Here is a 16294-nt window from a genome sequence, read left to right on the forward strand (position 1 = left end):
CTGGCGACATGGCGCCAGCAGGGACGCAATCCATATGACGAGCTCAAGCGAGTCTCCCGGAACAACGAGATGATTTCACGAGATCAGGCTGTGCCGGCCGTTGAGTCCTCGGGGTAAACACGTACCAATTGAGTATGCTGACTTCTTTGTGCCACTCTTGTAGTCGAGGAGTCGGGTCGGGCTGTGAACGAGGTCGATCTTACCCTTCAACCCGAGATCAGTGTTCTCGAACCAGCGTTCGGTGTGCGACGCATCGATGGGGCGGTCGTAATACTCGGCGAAAAAGTTCTCTCCCCAACCACCGTCAGGCGTCACCAGGCCGTCACCGTGAGGCGAGTTTGCATCGAGGAATTCAACGATGGTCTGGAGGCCGACGCGGTACTTGGTGAGTCGGACTTCCCGGTCGACGCCTCGGAGGAACGGGTCGACTTCGTCGAGAATGACTGCGGCTACATCGTCGAGTGTATCAGACGTGATGACGTCCGGATGCGAGACATAGAACTCCGCAAAGTCGTGGAACAGGTTCCCTTCCCTAAAGTGGTCCTTGTCCGGGTTGTCGACGAGGCGACTGAAGAAGTAATCGCGGGGTGAGTTGACGTAGGAGTTCAGGCTCGACTGGCTGAGTGCGGTGACTTCCTCGGGAGAGACATCGAGTGGTTCTTTTTCGAATCCGTCCTGTGTCGTTCGAGACGCCCGTGAATGCTGCAGTGAGTCCAAGTCACCGAATCGGTCGAACTCCTCGTCAAACAGTTCCTCGAAGTACAGGCATGGAGTGACGGGCGTCCCACCGGCAGTGTCCTGCACGAGGTAGTACTGGTCGACACCGTTCTGCAGGAGGAGTTGGAACTGACGGATGTTGCGCTCGAACTCCTGGTCTCTGTCGACCCACGGGCGACGGGGGGACGAATGTGTCCAGCCTTCGTCGAGGCCGAGATAGAACACGACGGCACGGTCGACATGAGCAGCCGATTTTGCATCCGCCAATAGGACACCTTCGTTCTCCCGATCCACAGGCACTTCGTACGACTGCAAGTAGAACTCAAGACGGTCAACCGCCGGTTCGGTGACGGCGTCGTCAAGGAGGCCGAGCGTCGCGAGTTCCTCTCTGAAGGGGTCGATAGAGGCATCCGTGACTGCTTCGTATTCGTCGATGGCCTCCTCGAATGTGCGGGCACGAATCTCATCACGGAACTCGAGGAGCCAGTCTACTTCCGGGCGGTCAAGGTCGTAGAGACGCTTCTCGTCGTGCTCGATGTCGACGGGCATCCCGAGCTGGGTGAGGAGTGGTCGAACATCGCCTACTCGCGTATCTTGGCCAGCGTGGGCACTTCGAAGGAGCTGTAGAAATGCGCGGTGATGGGCATCGTCATTGAACCCCGGACCGCCGTAGTATGGAATCTCTGCAGCTTCCAACGCCGATTCAATGAGCGAGGAATATTGGCTAGCTGCATCGAGGACGACAGCCACGTCGTCGGCGTTCTCCGGCGTGACCGTATCGAGGACCGCGTCGACGATTGCGGCCGGTGAGTCGAGAATGCGGAAGGATGGATGATCGAATGACTCCTCGGTGAACGGGTCGACCGTCTCGTAGTCTGGGGGAAGGATCGAGCGTTCGAGTTCGGTAAGCTGCTTGAAGCCGACGACAGCGACCGACGTGTCGGCTTCGATGCTGTACTCGGTGAGACGTTTGGATGTCGTGTCCATCTCTGCGATACAGTCGACAGCAGTGTGCGTTGCCGTCGTCGCGAACTGCTCGCAGTCCAGAACAGCGTCAGCTGCCCCCTGATACTCCCAGCACTGGAGGATGTTCCCGACCGCATAGGACGCCTCCTTCCAGTTGAGATCAGTCGTCTCGATGATTTCGAGGAACGCGAGTCGATCCTCGGCCTGTTCTCGGCGTCGGGCAGCCAGGCGCCGTGGTGTGATCGCGAATGGCCCGAAGTGAGGTTGGTCAAGACGCCGGTTCAGGGCACTCGCCATCGGCGCATCCGGCACGAGCACAAGGTCGAAATCCTTGCATTCCTCGTAGAGAGAATCGATAGACTTCGCTCGTGTAATTGACACGGACTAGCGAACTCAAGTGGATTGTAAATATGTATCGCTGAGCAGACATTCGGGAGTATGATAACAACCAGGCACATCGGACTACACAACAGATGATATCTCGTGCAAAACTGAACCGTTGGACACATTCAGAAACTGCAAATCAAGAAGAAGCTCGAGATACCAACCGCGAACTCCGGGATGATCTAGAAGAAGGTGGCCTCCAGGGTGTCAGTGAAGGGTTAGAATTCGCCACCCTCCTCCAAGGTTCGTACCGGAACACGACCATGGTGTACAATTCCGGTGACGTAGACATTCTTGTCATTCGGACAGACACCTTCCATGCGGATTTTTCTCACGTCCCTGATCACGCCGCCAGCCATGCCCCTGATCGAAATCCACAGCAGATGTTCGAGGAGCATGCCGAAGGCGTGTATCGAACCCTCCAAGCCCAATACGGGACACGCAACGTCGAACGTGGTGAGAAGGCAATCGAAGTGGACAGTGATGAGTTGCCCCTTGGAGCCGATGTCGTTCCCTGTCTCCAGTATCGACGATTTTGGTCACGCCAGCCAGGAAACCACATGAAAGGAATTGTATTCTGGACTCCAGACGGGACGAAGATCATCAATTTCCCACGCCGTCATCGAATCATGGGCACCAGGTACAACGAATACACAAACGGGAACTACAAACCAACGATTCGTATTTTCAAGAACTTCAGGAATACACTCGCCGAGAACGGCGCTATTGAGAAAGAAAACGCCGCCTCATACTTCATCGAGTGTCTCCTCTCAAACGTCGAGACTGCCACAATCGCAAAGGATGATATTCGCGATCGAGTGGAAGGAATACTCGACGAACTCGAAGCCGACTCCGCAGAAGGATTCCCTGACTATACTGTACAGCATGGGATGCAACCGTTGTTTGGTGACGAGACGACCCAGTGGGATGTCGAACACGCCAGAGCGTTCGTCACCGAGGCCAGACGCTTCTATGAAGAGGATTAGTAGCGATGCATACCTACTCAACAGACAACGACAATAGGCCGACTGTATACGGTATTCTTGGATTCGCAGCCTATGCAGCCGCCCTTGTCGTGGGATGGCTTTCAACAACGCTCAGTGCAGTCATACCAGCAGTCGCGGGCATTACGATCTCCTGGGGAGTGGGATTTACCCTTCTTACAGCGACGTTCAGCCGGTTCATCTGGAAGACAAGAATCGCCCGCACAATAGGAGCGTCAAAAGTTCCTGATTTCAACGGTGAGTGGACAGGATATGTGAAAACCTCGTATGAAGGCGTCATTCCGGATGATGCGCTTCACGCGTCGAACGACCCGAACGCGGAAATGCAGCGGGTCGCAGCGACGCTACGAATCACTCAGACATGGCGGAAAATTAGCATCCACCTGGAGACCGACAATTCCGAGTCAGACAGTACTGGCGCAACCGTATTGACTGAAGATGGGCGTTGGCCGAGCCTCAACTACCAGTATGAGAACGATCCAGACCCAGATTCAGCGTCTTCGATGACAAGACACTACGGAACCGCGGACTTAGCTTTAAAGACAGACTCTGACGAAACAGTACTAGAGGGATTCTATTACACAGGTCCTGGCCGTGAGAACTACGGAGAAATGTACTTCGTGAAATCGGAGTGAATGCTCAGTTCACTCTATACAGTTCCAGTATCCCATGGGTTCCCCGCTGATCAGGGCGGTTGTAGTACTTTCCTTCGAGTTTGTCTTCGCGCTCATCGTATTCTAAGATAGCAGTCCCATAATGTGGGTCAAGCTCTTCGTTGGTGGTACTCCCATCATTCCAGTAGTTATACGAGAGTGTCGGCCAGGCTTTTTCTTTGACCAAGATCGTCGCTGCTCGGCTATGTGAAGGAGACTCCGGCCCATCCAATGAAACACGTATCTTATCCCAGGTCTGGTTAATCTCGATACTGGTTTCCTGCTTTGTCAGTCCCTCAATCTGGCGTCCATTGTCAACAATCTGCTCGTCGGGGATGAGGTCCGCGTCGACGGAGGTGTACAGATGTCCTTCCCATGTACCATTCAAGTTCGGAACAGCGACCACACCCTTATCGTGTAACCACTCCCACTTCCAGAGATATCTCGTGAAACCGAAGTAGAGTGCGGATGAGACAACGCCCATCGAAAATCCGAGTACAGGACCAAAAACGCTGATTCCTCCAAGGTAAATCACTGCCGTAGCGATACCGATTACGATGTATCGCTGATGGCGATTCGGTTGGTCAGTGGAAAAGTTGTGCATTCTTCCGTTTGCTGTACCAGTCGTCCCACATTTCTCGGAGACGGGTTATGAGTTCGTCTGCTTCGTCAGTACTCCACTGCGTGTTGCTATCGCCAAATAGAGATTCCATTTCGGAAACCTGATCAAAGGTCGAAAAGTCCGCATCGTCTAAGTACGATAGCGTTTCATCGAATCGATCTGACCGGCTGGCCCGCTTTAGGATACTCTCTGGAACGTTGTAGATGAGACACTCGATCCCGTACGAGTGAGCATCAATCGTCCAAAGAGTATCGAAATGGTTGTTGTAGTAATAGCGTGCGTTCTTGAATATACGGACGGTCTCCTTGTAGTTCGAGTGCATTTCCCGTCCGTTCTCGCGGTGAATCTTAGGGAAGTTGATTACACGATCGTTGCCGTTCTGCGGCATGAAGTGCATACCCTTGTCGATTTCCGCGTCCTCATCGCCGCCTTCGGGATACGTCCGGTAGACACGGTATTCACCGCACGCGACCACATCAACGTCGACATCAAGTAGTGATGTCCGCTCCTTGTCGATTTTGATTGCCTTATTACCGGGAGTAACAGCTGAACGGCCGAACTTGATCCTGAGTGCCGTCAGCACATCATCGTAGAAATCACGGTGGTCATAATCGGCGTCATCGTGGTCTTCGTTGTATCGGTCCTCCTCTTCCTCACTGAGCTCCTCCAGATCAGAGCGCCATGCAGACGTGATTTTCGCGACGACGTCTACGTCGCTCGATCCCCGTGTGTGAGTTGTGTTCGCATATGAGCCCTGCAAATAGACTTCGTAATCTTCGTCCGCTTGTTCCAGGGGGGAGCGTTCGCTCATCAGGGCACGGCGAGTCTTATCCCGTGCATCAGCCGATCCCTTGTCAGCTCCAGTACTATGCCAGTCGTTAAATTTGCTTTCAGGAATCGGCATTTTAGCAGCTGCCCATTAAACTCGATAGGTACGGTGTAGTCACGACTCGACTGCGGATGACGGCATCCACGCGGTGTATAATGTCGTCTGGAATCATCTGTATTCTATCTCCAGGTGGGTTCTAGTGGGAGACAAAGATTGGTACGGATGCTTGATAGTTAAATACTCGCGAAACAGAGTGAAAGTGATAACACGCCCATTGAACCCTCTCGGCACGGTTTTCCTCAGAATAGGTAGAATGCATACCACCTTCGCGATTCCAGACGGAATTTTTGGGAGAACCATATCGCAATATACGGTTTATTCGTATGGCGCATTTTATCGCCAAATCTATCGTGGGTTTAGCAGACTGAATTGGTCTGCCCAACCCACAAACTGATAAGGAATCCGATTGAAATGCTGAACAACTCGAATATGCCACTCTTAGAATCGCCATACTGGGCCGCGACAAGGCTTCTAGCCGAATTCTGCACCAATCCAATTTCGGACGGTCAAGTCCCCCAGAGATCGCTACAATGAGTCGATCGGATGCCGAGCAGGAGGGCAAGACCAACGCTGAGCGGGTGCCATCCTTCGATGGTGTCCGATGGACCTCGTGCTCGCTCGAGGACTTCACGAGCCTGTACTGGGACGAGATTGCCCCCTGCCTCGAAGCAGAGGGTATCGATCCGAGAGGCGAGAAGCCGACCCACCAGTGGTTTCGGGACCACGATGCGCGGTCATTCCTCGCGGCTCTTCGTCGCCATCACGATCGCTCATTCGGGGAGTTCTGGAACGAGGACCTCGAGCTCGGTGATGATGAAGAGGGCTACACATGGGCAACAACGGATGATGCAACAATCGACGCCCTCGAACAGTTCCTCAACCGGCGGGAATCACGATACAGCCTTGCGACGTCGTCCGTCGACGCGCTGCGAACGCGACTGAATCTCTACGTCCGTGCTTATCGAGAGGCAAACGGGACAGATGACCTCCTTACACCAATTCAACGAGATCAAGAGAATCCAGACTACGAAGCCGTTGACGCGTGCTATGCAGCATTCGACTGGTTGAATGAGGGAACTAAACGCGAATACAGCGCCCAGACTCTCCAGCGTGTGCGGCGCGTCGTCGACGCCTGGTATCAGCATCTAGTCGGTCGACGGGTCGCCTCGATGAACCCTGCGAGCGGCCTCTACGACGAATTCAAGTGGGAAGTCGAAGATTCACCCACACCTTCGCTTTCAGCGAATCAGATTCGGAAACTGATGCAGGCGTCGGAGACAACGCGAGAACAGCTGCTCGTGGTGGCGTTAGCTGGCTGGGGACTTCGAGCAAGTGAGGTCGCTGCACTCCATGTATCGCAGTTCCACCGTGACGTTCCCAAAGACGACATCCCCTTCATCACGTTCAAGAGCCGCAAGAACGGGCCCGGTGAGGTGTCTCTCCTGTACGGAATGGACGTTCTCGACTCCCGAATCGACGAGCTAGCGGAAGACGATACGTGGACTGGATACCTGTTCCCCTCCTCTCAGGGAGAAACGCCGTACGTGACCCGAGATACAATCCGGAATTGGTTCCAAAATCTTGCATTGGAAGCAGATCTCCCCGAGCGGATCGAGGGTGAACGACCGAGTCCACAGCTCTGTCGTCGATTCTGGTACGATACCTATACAGCAGTCCTCGAAGGCGTTCTCGAAGGTGTCGACGAAATCGCTGCAGAGCAAGGTAGTAGCGATCCTCAGGTAGTGATGCAAAATTACCTGTCTGACTCGCGTTCTCGTCGAGTCCGACGAGAGTTTATGCGAGACCAACTTAACGCAGCCTTCGGAGAGAGAACGTAACATCAACCCATCTGTCGAGCCATTCCAAATGTCTGTCCTCGGTTGGTGACTGAATCAATGAGTCACAGAGTCACAGATTCAATGAAGTATTGATTTCTGGAAGTTAAGAATCAAAGAGTCCATGATCTATAGCGTCATTTGCCATCATGGAGAGAGTCAATTCACCGACTCATAGAATCATTGAGTCACTGAATCAGTGAGTGCCTGAAGCATTGAATTGAGGACTCAGGAACACCAGACCCGCATCACAAGATTATTGAATCAATGAATCAGTGAAATCCCGACATTGTGAATCATTGAATCTGTGAGTCAATGATTCAAAGACAGTGCTCGAAAAAGAGATGATCATAACTCTCAGCCCCTCAAACACCGATATCCGACAGAATCGCATTGAAAGAGATACAACTGAGTGTCTGACATGGATTTATGAGTCATTGATTCAATGATCGAACTATGACCGAGTCACCTCGTGGATGGGGCGTCACACCATCGACTGGCATCTCCACGATCGCCTTCGGTAACCAGAAAGGCGGGACTGGAAAGACAACGGCAACGATCAACAGTGCCGCGGCGCTGGCCACTCGCGACCACGATGTTCTTGCAATCGATATGGACCCACAAGCCGACATGACGAAAGGGCTTGGTCTGGGTCCGGGCGACGACAACGATCCATCAAGCCCGAAGAACGAACTCCCCAACACGCTAGTCACCGATGACGAGAACCTGCTCGACGTACTCGTCGACAATCCGCGCACGCACGATACTAGTCTTTCAGAGATCGTGATCGAAGCCGACGAGTACGACCATCTGAACTTCGACTTGATTCCCAGTCACAAGGACATGGGCCTTGCTCGAGATTGGATGGACGATGCGAATGCCCGTCTCTCGCTGAAGCTCGCCCTCGAAGAGATGGTTGACGACGGATACAACTACGATTTCATCTTAATCGACTGCCCCCCTGACCTCTCAGTCCTGACGGACGCGGCGTTCATCGCGGCTCAGAACGTCTTCCTGGCTGCACAGACCCAAGCAACATCACGGGATGCACTTGACGACTTGTGGGACCAGCTGGAGTCCATCGAGGACAACCAGCAGATCGAGATCGCAATCGTCGGACTCCTGGCGAACATGTACCGGGACGACGGGCAGTCACAAAAGTTCCTCAGCTCCTTCGACGAGTCCTTCGCGTCGATGGCACCGATTTTCAAACTCCCGATGCGAGTGGCGGTTCAGCGCGCGTGGGACAACGGACGAGACATTTTCGAATGGGAAGACCCGAACGACCAACAAGTAGAGCGAGACCTCTTCCTGGAGGTTGCGGAGACGATGGAACGAGCGTTTGACAAAACGCAGGTGGAGGCGTAAGAATGCCCCGGGGAATGGACGAGCGGTTCGAGGATCCCTCAGACGAGGTGGATGAGGAGGACGCGGTCGCAGACGAGGAGACCACAGAGACGTCGGAGGAATCGGAAGAACAGGGTCGTGAAACTGCGGCAGCAACCGAGGATCGATCAGATCAGCAGAGAACCGCATCCACGACCGATACTGATTCGTCGACCAGTGAGGCAGGAGAGACAGATGACGAACCACTGAACATCCGCGAAGATTGGGATTCAGCCACGATATACGTTGAACCGGAGCAAAGCGAGGACATCGAGATCACGTTCACTCGCCTGAAAAAGCAGCTCAAACGCGAGGACATCACGCTGGAGAAAAACAAGCACTTCTACCGCGGTGTTTTCGAGGTAGCGTTTGGCGAGCACCAGGAGGAAACGAAGGAGAAGATTCGCGAACTCGCCAAGGAAGACGCCGATCAGTGAATCACTGATTCACAGAAACTGGAATGTTATGAGGATGGCCCCGGCTTCGAACGAGGATCTCAGAATCGACCTTCTCCTGTTCTTTTGAATGCCAAAATGAATCGTCATTCACTATACGATCGGGTCGTTGGTGGGAAGGTCCACAGTTTCGGAGGATACGTTATTTTCTTCCAGATTTTGGCTTGTCCTCCGTGACTGTCGCGGTAGCTGGGTCATTCCAGCATCGGACGCCTCCGGAATCTGCCACTCTTACAAAATTTCGTGGGAATCTGGTGGTTTCGGAGAGCGTCGCCACTCTTGCGCAAGCACTCCCGACGGGATCAAAGGCCCTCAGTCAGGCGGAATCAACGCTGACGCGATCAGTTCCACACACTCACCCGCGGTCAAGACGGGTGCGTAGTCCACCTCGCCGTCGACGCCCGCTTTCAGCAGGAAGTCGGTAAGCCTCCAGATGTTGTAGAGCACCACCGCGAACACGAAGTAGAACAAGCGGACGCGGTAGTCCTTCGAGGACGTCTTCGTCAAAAATCACCCTTGATGGACTTGTACTCGTTCTCGATCTGCCAGCGGCGACTATACCGCCGACAGAACGTCTCGGCCTCGTCGGGGCCAACTCGGAGATTCGTCGCGAACACGGTCGTCCCCTCGCCACTCGTCAATGGGACGTACAGGAACCGCATCGAATGTGATCCCACGTCAACATAGACGGAGGCCGGCTCAACAGCCACCTCCTGGTCGTCCTCGTCCATCCGCTCGATCACCTCGCGTTCGGAGCTGGTGATCCCTATGACGTCTCGGGGGGTCAGTTGATGCAAAACCATTAGCGATGTCCCATCATAGCCCTCGGTACTGGACTATGTACGAGGACATTCTCTTCCCGTACGATGGGAGCGACGGTGCATCAGCCATCCTTGAGCACGCCGCTGACATCGCAGACTGGGTAGACGCCACGGTTCACGTCCTCTTCGTCGCAGACACGACGCGCGACTCCGTGACTGTCGTTGAGGGACGAACCGTCGACGCACTCGCACAACAAGGCGAAACCACGGTCGAGGAAGCGGCGGATGCACTAACAGCCCGAGGTGTTGACTACGACACGGACGTCGTCCAGGGGAACCCAGCACCGACGATTGCCGAGTACGCAGAGCGATACGACTATGACCTGATCGTAATGCCAACGCACGGTCGCGAGGGACTCTCTCGCTACATCATCGGCAGTGTCACCGAGAAAGTCATCCGTCTGTCTTCGATCCCGGTCCTGACGGCACGGATGCAACCCGACGAACGACTGGCGTTTCCGTATGAGAATATCCTCATTCCAACGGACGGAAGCACTGGGGCGGTACATGCCGCTGAACACGGGCTCTCGCTCGCGGCGGCGGTTGATGCGACCGTTCACGCACTGTCGGTCGTGGACGATGCCTCACTCGGGTTAGACGTCCGCTCAGCAGCCTCTGAATCGGACGGTGAACAGGCCGCGACCGACGCTGTCGATGACCTGGTATCGGAAGCAGACTCGTATGGTGTCCGGAACACCGTCACGCACATCGAACACGGGGATCCTGCGGAGGAAATCCTCGAATGCATCGACTCGAATGACATTGACGCCGTCGTGATGGGGACCACTGGGCGACGTGGGACGGATCGAATCCTCCTCGGCAGCGTCGCGGAGAAGACAGCGCGGTCTGCACCGGTACCTGTCATTACGGTCGCTAGGGAATCGTAACCCACGGCCTTCAGTTGTATAGTCGTCACCGGGCATCGTCTCAGCGATCGTGATTTTTTGCGTCGCCAAAGCCACAGCTGAGCAATTGTATAGTATGCCCTGTTCGTTGGGGGTCACTCGATGGAAGGCTCCAGCTCGTTCTCACCCCGTCGGCTACCGATGAACCATATTCTCCCACCTGGTGTAGCCGTCAGTCGCTCACGTCTCCCAGTCGTGACGATTCGCGTAAAGATCCGTCTTAGATGATGGTGATAACTCCGCCAAAGAAGCCGATCGTGACGACAAGTCGGCCAAGACTACCGACGAACGTCGCGATTGCGAACTTCACATAATCTTCTTCGAGGATCGAAAACGCGTAGATCGACAGCGTATCCGGGAAGAAGGGTACACACAGCGCGAGCGCTAAGCCACCGTATCCGTACTGCCGAGCGAGCGTCATCGTCCGCCGTTCCGACCACTCGAGAATGTCGAACCGAGAGCGACGTAACCACCGAACGACGGGCCCCGCGTGTTTCACCTCCTGACCGAGGTGAAACGCAACGAGACTACCAACGGCCTTTCCCGTCGCGCTTACGCCCATGATGACACCCAACCGAGTCCAGAGGGGTAGCCCGAGATCGAGTGGTGCCGCAAGCACAACCTCGCTTGGGCCGGGAAGCGCGAATGCAATCAAAAACGAATAGACGAAAATAATCCCCAATCCCGGCCAGCCCGTCGCGCTATCAATGGCGGCGTGGCCGTACTCCAGCAGTACGGTTGTAACCTCACTCAATGAGATGTAGAGTGGGCGCGGATTCGCGGAAAATCGGTTCACAACGGTGAGTGATGGATACATCTGGTTACTCACCGGTCGAACGCTCGACGGACAGTTTTTCTCGGGATTCGGTTCCGCCACGCGATTGGGTGTCCACCTCTCCCGTTTGAATCCGAACTTGCGTTATGCGGGTCTGGTCAACTGATTCGACCCGTAGTCGAACCTCATCACAGTCGAACGTTTCTCCCTGCTCGACTAACCTGCCCGCCCGATTAAACAGGAGTCCCGCGATCGTCTCGAACTCTTCCCCATCCGGCAGTTCTAGTTCGAGCGTCTCGTTGACCTCGCCAATGTCGACGTCTCCACGCACGAGCGCCGTCGTGTCGTCGAGTTCCGTAATCGGGGCTTGTTCCCGGCCTTCGAGGATTTCACCGACAATCTCCTCCGTGAGGTCTTCGACCGTCACGAGTCCCTCCGTCGTCCCGAACTCGTCGATGACCACCGCCATCTGCGTTCGCGACGTCTGCATCTCTTCGAGCAGTTCGTCGACGGACTTACTCTCAGGCATATGCTGGGGCGGGTCCAGTAGTTCGAGGTCGCCAACGAGCGTCTCTCCGGGAGTGCCACGCTGCTGTGCCCGGGTCAGTTCGTGTATGTCTGCAGTTCCGACGATGTTGTCGAGCGTTTCTGCGTAGACAGGGAGTCGCCTGTGCCCGCTTTCGAGACACTTGGTGATCGCATCGTGGAGCGTCTCCGTCTTCTCGATTCCAGTGATGTCCAACCGTGGAGTCATGACCTCCTTGGCAATCGTGTTTCGGAAGCGGAAGATACGCTGAAACATCTCTCGTTCATCTTCGTCGATGACGCCCTCGCGCTCGCCCGTCCGAATCATCTCCTGGATCTCATCGCGAGTCACGTACGAGTCCTCGATTGCCGCTCGTCCGCCCGTCACGCGATTGACGAGCCGTGTGAGGTAATCGAACACGATGACGAGTGGGAACAAGATGTACTCGGCGAGTTTGAGCGGGCGTGCGATCCGGAGCGCCCACGATTCGGTGTTCTCGACAGCGTAGGATTTCGGGGCGCTTTCGCCAAAAAGCAGGACGATTGCCGTAATCCCGAACGTTGAGATGAGCACCGCAGGCCCCGGGTCGAAGTAGAAGCCGACGATGGCGGTCGATATCGAGGACATCGCGATGTTGACCAGATTGTTGCCCACGAGAATTGTCACAAGTAGTCGGTGGGGGTTCGACTTCAGATCGGCAACCGTGATGGCACCAGGGCTGCCTTTTTCGACCAGTGCATCAATGCGGTGCTTGGCAAGCGAGAACAACGCAATTTCCGAGGACGAAAAGAACGCAGAGAGGACGAGGAGCACGAAGAGAACCACACTTCCAATGAGCGTGATCGACATCTCGGAGTAGAGATTTCTGGAAGTGGCCTGGAGAGCATAGAATCCAATATCGAAGTGGGCTGTGTCGAGTGACGCTACCATATACCTACGTTGCTCATTGTTTAACAAGCTGGTATAGCCCTTCTGATGGATCAAACGTGAGAGGGTGCCATTAGTTTCAATCACCGAATTTCGCCGAGATTCCTGTGCTTATATACCACCTGATCCAGTAGCGTGGGGTAATGACCCCGCTTGAGCTGACGCTCCGCCTAGTTGCTGGCGTTCTCCTCATACTGACCAACGGCTTTTTCGTAGCGATCGAGTTCGCGTTGACACGAGCGCGTCAATTTAGTGAAGCGGAATTCGTCGACGGAAATCCGACTCTCGAACGGGCCTGGGAGATGACGAATAATCTGGAGATCTATCTGACCACGTGCCAGGTTGGTATTACGGCCTCCAGTATCGCAGTCGGGATCGTAGCCGAGCCGGCTCTCGCCGCGCTCTTCGAACCGTACTTTGCCAATACCGCACTGGCGTCCATCGGTGCAGGTGCGATCATCGCCTTTGCGATCATCAATCTCCTGCATCTCACCCACGGCGAGCAGACACCGACGTATCTCGGCGTTGAACGCTCCCGGATGGTGTGTCGGTACGGGGCCACACCTCTGTACTGGTTCAATTGGCTTATCTCTCCGCTCATTACATTCGGCGACTGGATCGCCAAGGCCACGCTCAAGCTGTTCGGCGTCGAGATGACCGGTGCGTGGCTCGAAACCGAAGAAGAGGTCCTCGAATCACGAGCCCAGCTCCGCAATCGCCTGCACTCGCTTCTCGAAGAGGGCGAACTTCCGGAGGAGCGCCGCGACGAAGTCCTTGGCGCACTCGACATCGACGAACTCTCGATCAGCGAGATTATGGTTCCAGCAGACGACATTATCTCCCTCTCAACCACCCGCTCAGTCGACGAGAACTTTGATTGCATCCGAAACACGCCACACACCCGATTTCCACTAGTTGGTGAGGAGCTGACCGACTTCCACGGAATCGTGTACGCACCGTCGATCATCGACCACTATGAGGATCTCGTAGACAGCGACATCTCCTTCAAAGAGATCGCGGCCCCTCCAATGACACTCGCGGCGGAAACGAACGTCAGCGATGCATTCGATCAGTTCCAGGCCGAGGACCAGGAACTCGCGCTCGTCCTCGAAGATGGTGACGTCGTGGGACTCCTCACCGCAACCGACGCTCTGGAAACGGTAATGGGCGAACTCGAAGACCCGCTCGACCAGCAGGTGTCGACCTGAACTGATATAACGGAGATGTGAAGGTCGTTAGAACCTCCTTGCCGTACCTACTCGATCTCGAGACTCCCAGAGTTGCCCTCGCCGCCCTTACTGTTCTCGTCCCATTCAAGTTCGAACTCGATGCTCAATTCTCCAGGGCCATCAGTCGGTCCTTCGCGTTCGGCTTTCACTTCGAATGTCGGCCGTGCTGGAGGATCCATCGTGACGGACTCTGCCCCCGATTTCAGGGTGATCGGACCTCCCTGTTCGAGCTTTTCGGCGACGCTCCGGAGGTACGACGCGATTTCGTCCCGGCTCTGGGCGCTTTCGGATTTGAACAGCACTTCTTCGGGCATACACCACGCTCTACATTTCCTGCTCGGATAAGTGGCCCTCTCATCTAGCAAAGGGAATCCGCCGCCCTAAGCCAGATGTGACACGTCTTCTAGCTCCTCGAAGTCGTCAAACTCGCCACACTCGACCGGCTCCCAGTCCTCTCTGGGTGCTGGACTCCACCAGTCGACCTCGTAGGCACCCGGTGCGCCGAGGAACTTCACTGACGTAGCAATAGATGATCTAATCGTTATGTAGTAACCGGGTTTATAAGACTGACTTCGTAACCAACCCGTATGAGACATTTCGGGCTCAAGATCCGGATGGCATTCGTCGGTGCTATCCTCGCAGCGTTCTATCTCGTCGCTGTTGCTGTCGCGATGGTGGTGTTCGGCCAGGGAATCCTCCCGATCGCCATCGTCGGCAGTCTCCTCCTCATCGGCATCCAGTACAAAATCGGGAAGTGGGCTGCCTTACGAAGCGTCGGTGCCGAGGACCTCTCCGAGACCCAGTACTCGCAGATTCACCAGTTCGTCGAGCAGGTCTGCCGCGACAAGAATATGAAGAAACCGTCGCTGAAGATCGCCAGCATGGGCGTACCGAACGCGTTTGCGGTTGGCCGTCGCGGCAACGGTACCGTCGTCATCTCTCGGGAACTCATCCAGCTGCTCGACCGCGACGAACTAGAGGGCGTCATCGCCCACGAAATCGCCCACATCGACAACCGCGACGTCATCACGATGCAACTCGGACAGGGCATCGCCTCGATCGTGGCGATCGTCGCGCAGTTCGCTGTCCTGTTCACGGGCGACAACGACCTCGCAGACTTCTTCCTCGCCATCGTCGTCGGCAACATCGTCCAGTTCGTTGTGATGATCTTCGTGCTCGCCATCTCTCGGTACCGCGAGTACGTCGCCGACGCCGACGCGAGACGTGCCATCGGCTCCGGCGACCCGCTCGCCCGTGCCCTTGAGAAAATCGATCAGGGTAACCAGCAAGCCCGCGAGTCAGCCCGGAATGCCCAGCGAAGTCGTGGCCGCGCCCGCGGTGACCGGCGCCGCGACGCGAACATCGACCAGCAGGTGAGCGCACTCTGTATCTCCAGTCCCGACCGTGGCTTCCTCCAGCGGATCGTCTCGACGCACCCGCCAATGGAGAAGCGCATCGAACGGCTTCGCTCGTAGATGCCCGGGATACGCGAACTCCTTGCGGTCGTCCTCGGCGCCGCGCTCGGCGTCGCGTTCCTCGCCGCGCCGCGAACCATGCTCCGGATGTCCGTGTTCGTCGGCCCGACCCGTCGACGCCGCGGGGACTACGGCACTGACGAAGCGATTTCTGCCCGGTGGACGTGGGTCGCCCGTGGGCTTGGTGTCGTCTCTCTCGCAATAGCTGCGTTCATCACCTACCAGACGTACGCCTAACCGTCGAACTGCTGGGCGATGTTGGGTCGGTTGTTCTTGGCGGCATACAGTGCATCTTCGTTTCTAAAGCTCTGTTGGGAGTGGAACATCCAGAGTGTCCGTGGACAGAGCCCGCGCTGATGTCCGAGGAGGAGCCATCTCTCCTCTATAAAGAACACGGCTAATCTCTTGTTTTTCGCCTTCTGAAGGCGACCTCCATATCTAAAGCCAACAGAGCTCACAGTCAATCAAAATGGCGACTACTGAAGAACAGACGAATTCCCTCCCAGTAGACGAGCAGTTGACCAAAGTGCTTGTCCACTGTGGTGGTGTTGGTGGTGGTACGGCTCTACTCATCTATACGCAGTCATGGTACGCGGAGAGCCTCCAGGAGAGTCTCCCTTTCTTACTGCTCGGATTGCTCTTCTGGCTAATCACTATTGGTGCGTTCTCTTGGACAATGTGGGAATTTATCATTCCAACATTCGTGGCTTCAGATCGCTAAGGAG

At 55.5% G+C, this 16294-nt stretch carries 14 protein-coding genes and 3 pseudogenes; 9 read left to right on the plus strand and 8 right to left on the minus strand.

Annotated elements, in window-relative coordinates; all coding sequences use genetic code 11:
- Positions 1 to 126: 126 nt before the first annotated feature.
- Positions 127 to 2064: pseudogene (locus G9463_RS24450) on the minus strand (PD-(D/E)XK nuclease family protein); the annotation flags it as partial.
- Positions 2065 to 2156: 92 nt separating this feature from the next.
- On the opposite strand from G9463_RS24450, the gene G9463_RS04495 reads away from it, so the two are divergent.
- Together G9463_RS04495 and G9463_RS04500 are read left to right on the plus strand one after the other, a co-directional pair.
- Positions 2157 to 3053 carry a hypothetical protein gene (locus tag G9463_RS04495; RefSeq protein ID WP_240149934.1) on the plus strand — a complete coding sequence of 299 codons (897 nt, stop codon included), beginning with the start codon at positions 2157 to 2159 and terminating at the stop codon, positions 3051 to 3053.
- 5 nt (positions 3054 to 3058) lie between these two features.
- Positions 3059 to 3706 (plus strand): hypothetical protein, encoded by a 648-nt coding sequence (locus tag G9463_RS04500; RefSeq protein WP_165896075.1) that lies wholly within the window; start codon positions 3059 to 3061, stop codon positions 3704 to 3706.
- Between the two features lie 4 nt (positions 3707 to 3710).
- On the opposite strand, the gene G9463_RS04505 is transcribed toward G9463_RS04500, so the two are convergent.
- Together G9463_RS04505 and G9463_RS04510 are read right to left on the minus strand one after the other, a co-directional pair.
- Positions 3711 to 4259 (minus strand): hypothetical protein, encoded by a 549-nt coding sequence (locus G9463_RS04505; RefSeq protein ID WP_370457892.1) that lies wholly within the window; start codon positions 4257 to 4259, stop codon positions 3711 to 3713.
- Positions 4260 to 4308: 49 nt separating this feature from the next.
- On the minus strand, positions 4309 to 5157 hold the full coding sequence (locus tag G9463_RS04510; RefSeq protein WP_205254216.1) for a nucleotidyltransferase: 849 nt from the start codon (positions 5155 to 5157) through the stop codon (positions 4309 to 4311).
- Between the two features lie 608 nt (positions 5158 to 5765).
- On the opposite strand from G9463_RS04510, the gene G9463_RS04515 reads away from it, so the two are divergent.
- The 3 genes from G9463_RS04515 (at position 5766) to G9463_RS04525 (ending at position 8893) form a co-directional block, all read left to right on the plus strand.
- A complete protein-coding gene (locus G9463_RS04515) occupies positions 5766 to 7073 on the plus strand; it encodes a site-specific integrase (RefSeq protein WP_165896078.1) in 1308 nt (435 codons plus the stop codon).
- Positions 7074 to 7526: 453 nt separating this feature from the next.
- Positions 7527 to 8438, plus strand: a complete 912-nt coding sequence (locus tag G9463_RS04520) for a ParA family protein (RefSeq protein ID WP_165896079.1) — start codon at positions 7527 to 7529, stop codon at positions 8436 to 8438.
- A gap of 14 nt (positions 8439 to 8452) precedes the next feature.
- Positions 8453 to 8893, plus strand: coding sequence for a hypothetical protein (locus G9463_RS04525; protein WP_193569536.1), 441 nt, complete (start codon positions 8453 to 8455; stop codon positions 8891 to 8893).
- A 330-nt stretch (positions 8894 to 9223) separates the two neighbouring features.
- Here the strand turns inward: G9463_RS04525 and G9463_RS24455 are convergent.
- Positions 9224 to 9675: pseudogene (locus G9463_RS24455) on the minus strand (transposase); the annotation flags it as partial.
- 74 nt (positions 9676 to 9749) lie between these two features.
- Here G9463_RS24455 and G9463_RS04535 point away from each other — a divergent pair.
- Positions 9750 to 10619 (plus strand): universal stress protein, encoded by an 870-nt coding sequence (locus G9463_RS04535; RefSeq protein ID WP_049987553.1) that lies wholly within the window; start codon positions 9750 to 9752, stop codon positions 10617 to 10619.
- Between the two features lie 238 nt (positions 10620 to 10857).
- On the opposite strand, the gene G9463_RS04540 is transcribed toward G9463_RS04535, so the two are convergent.
- Both G9463_RS04540 and G9463_RS04545 read right to left on the minus strand, forming a co-directional pair.
- The gene (locus G9463_RS04540; RefSeq protein WP_240149935.1) at positions 10858 to 11391 is read right to left on the minus strand and encodes a YqaA family protein; all 534 of its coding nucleotides are present in this window, start codon (positions 11389 to 11391) and stop codon (positions 10858 to 10860) included.
- A 67-nt stretch (positions 11392 to 11458) separates the two neighbouring features.
- Positions 11459 to 12787: a hemolysin family protein gene (locus G9463_RS04545; protein ID WP_231554321.1), complete on the minus strand. Its 1329-nt coding sequence runs from the start codon at positions 12785 to 12787 to the stop codon at positions 11459 to 11461.
- Positions 12788 to 13008: 221 nt separating this feature from the next.
- On the opposite strand from G9463_RS04545, the gene G9463_RS04550 reads away from it, so the two are divergent.
- The gene (locus G9463_RS04550) at positions 13009 to 14073 is read left to right on the plus strand and encodes a CNNM domain-containing protein (protein WP_049987555.1); all 1065 of its coding nucleotides are present in this window, start codon (positions 13009 to 13011) and stop codon (positions 14071 to 14073) included.
- Between the two features lie 47 nt (positions 14074 to 14120).
- On the opposite strand, the gene G9463_RS04555 is transcribed toward G9463_RS04550, so the two are convergent.
- Together G9463_RS04555 and G9463_RS24275 are read right to left on the minus strand one after the other, a co-directional pair.
- Positions 14121 to 14408 (minus strand): amphi-Trp domain-containing protein, encoded by a 288-nt coding sequence (locus G9463_RS04555; protein WP_049987556.1) that lies wholly within the window; start codon positions 14406 to 14408, stop codon positions 14121 to 14123.
- A 66-nt stretch (positions 14409 to 14474) separates the two neighbouring features.
- Positions 14475 to 14609 (minus strand): annotated as a pseudogene (locus G9463_RS24275) (hypothetical protein); the annotation flags it as partial.
- 99 nt (positions 14610 to 14708) lie between these two features.
- Here G9463_RS24275 and G9463_RS04560 point away from each other — a divergent pair.
- On the plus strand, positions 14709 to 15569 hold the full coding sequence (locus G9463_RS04560; RefSeq protein WP_165896137.1) for a M48 family metallopeptidase: 861 nt from the start codon (positions 14709 to 14711) through the stop codon (positions 15567 to 15569).
- A complete protein-coding gene (locus G9463_RS04565) occupies positions 15570 to 15806 on the plus strand; it encodes a hypothetical protein (RefSeq protein ID WP_049987701.1) in 237 nt (78 codons plus the stop codon).
- Positions 15807 to 16294 lie beyond the last annotated feature (488 nt).

Source organism: Haloarcula sp. JP-Z28, assembly GCF_011440255.1.
Taxonomy (GTDB): domain Archaea; phylum Halobacteriota; class Halobacteria; order Halobacteriales; family Haloarculaceae; genus Haloarcula; species Haloarcula marismortui.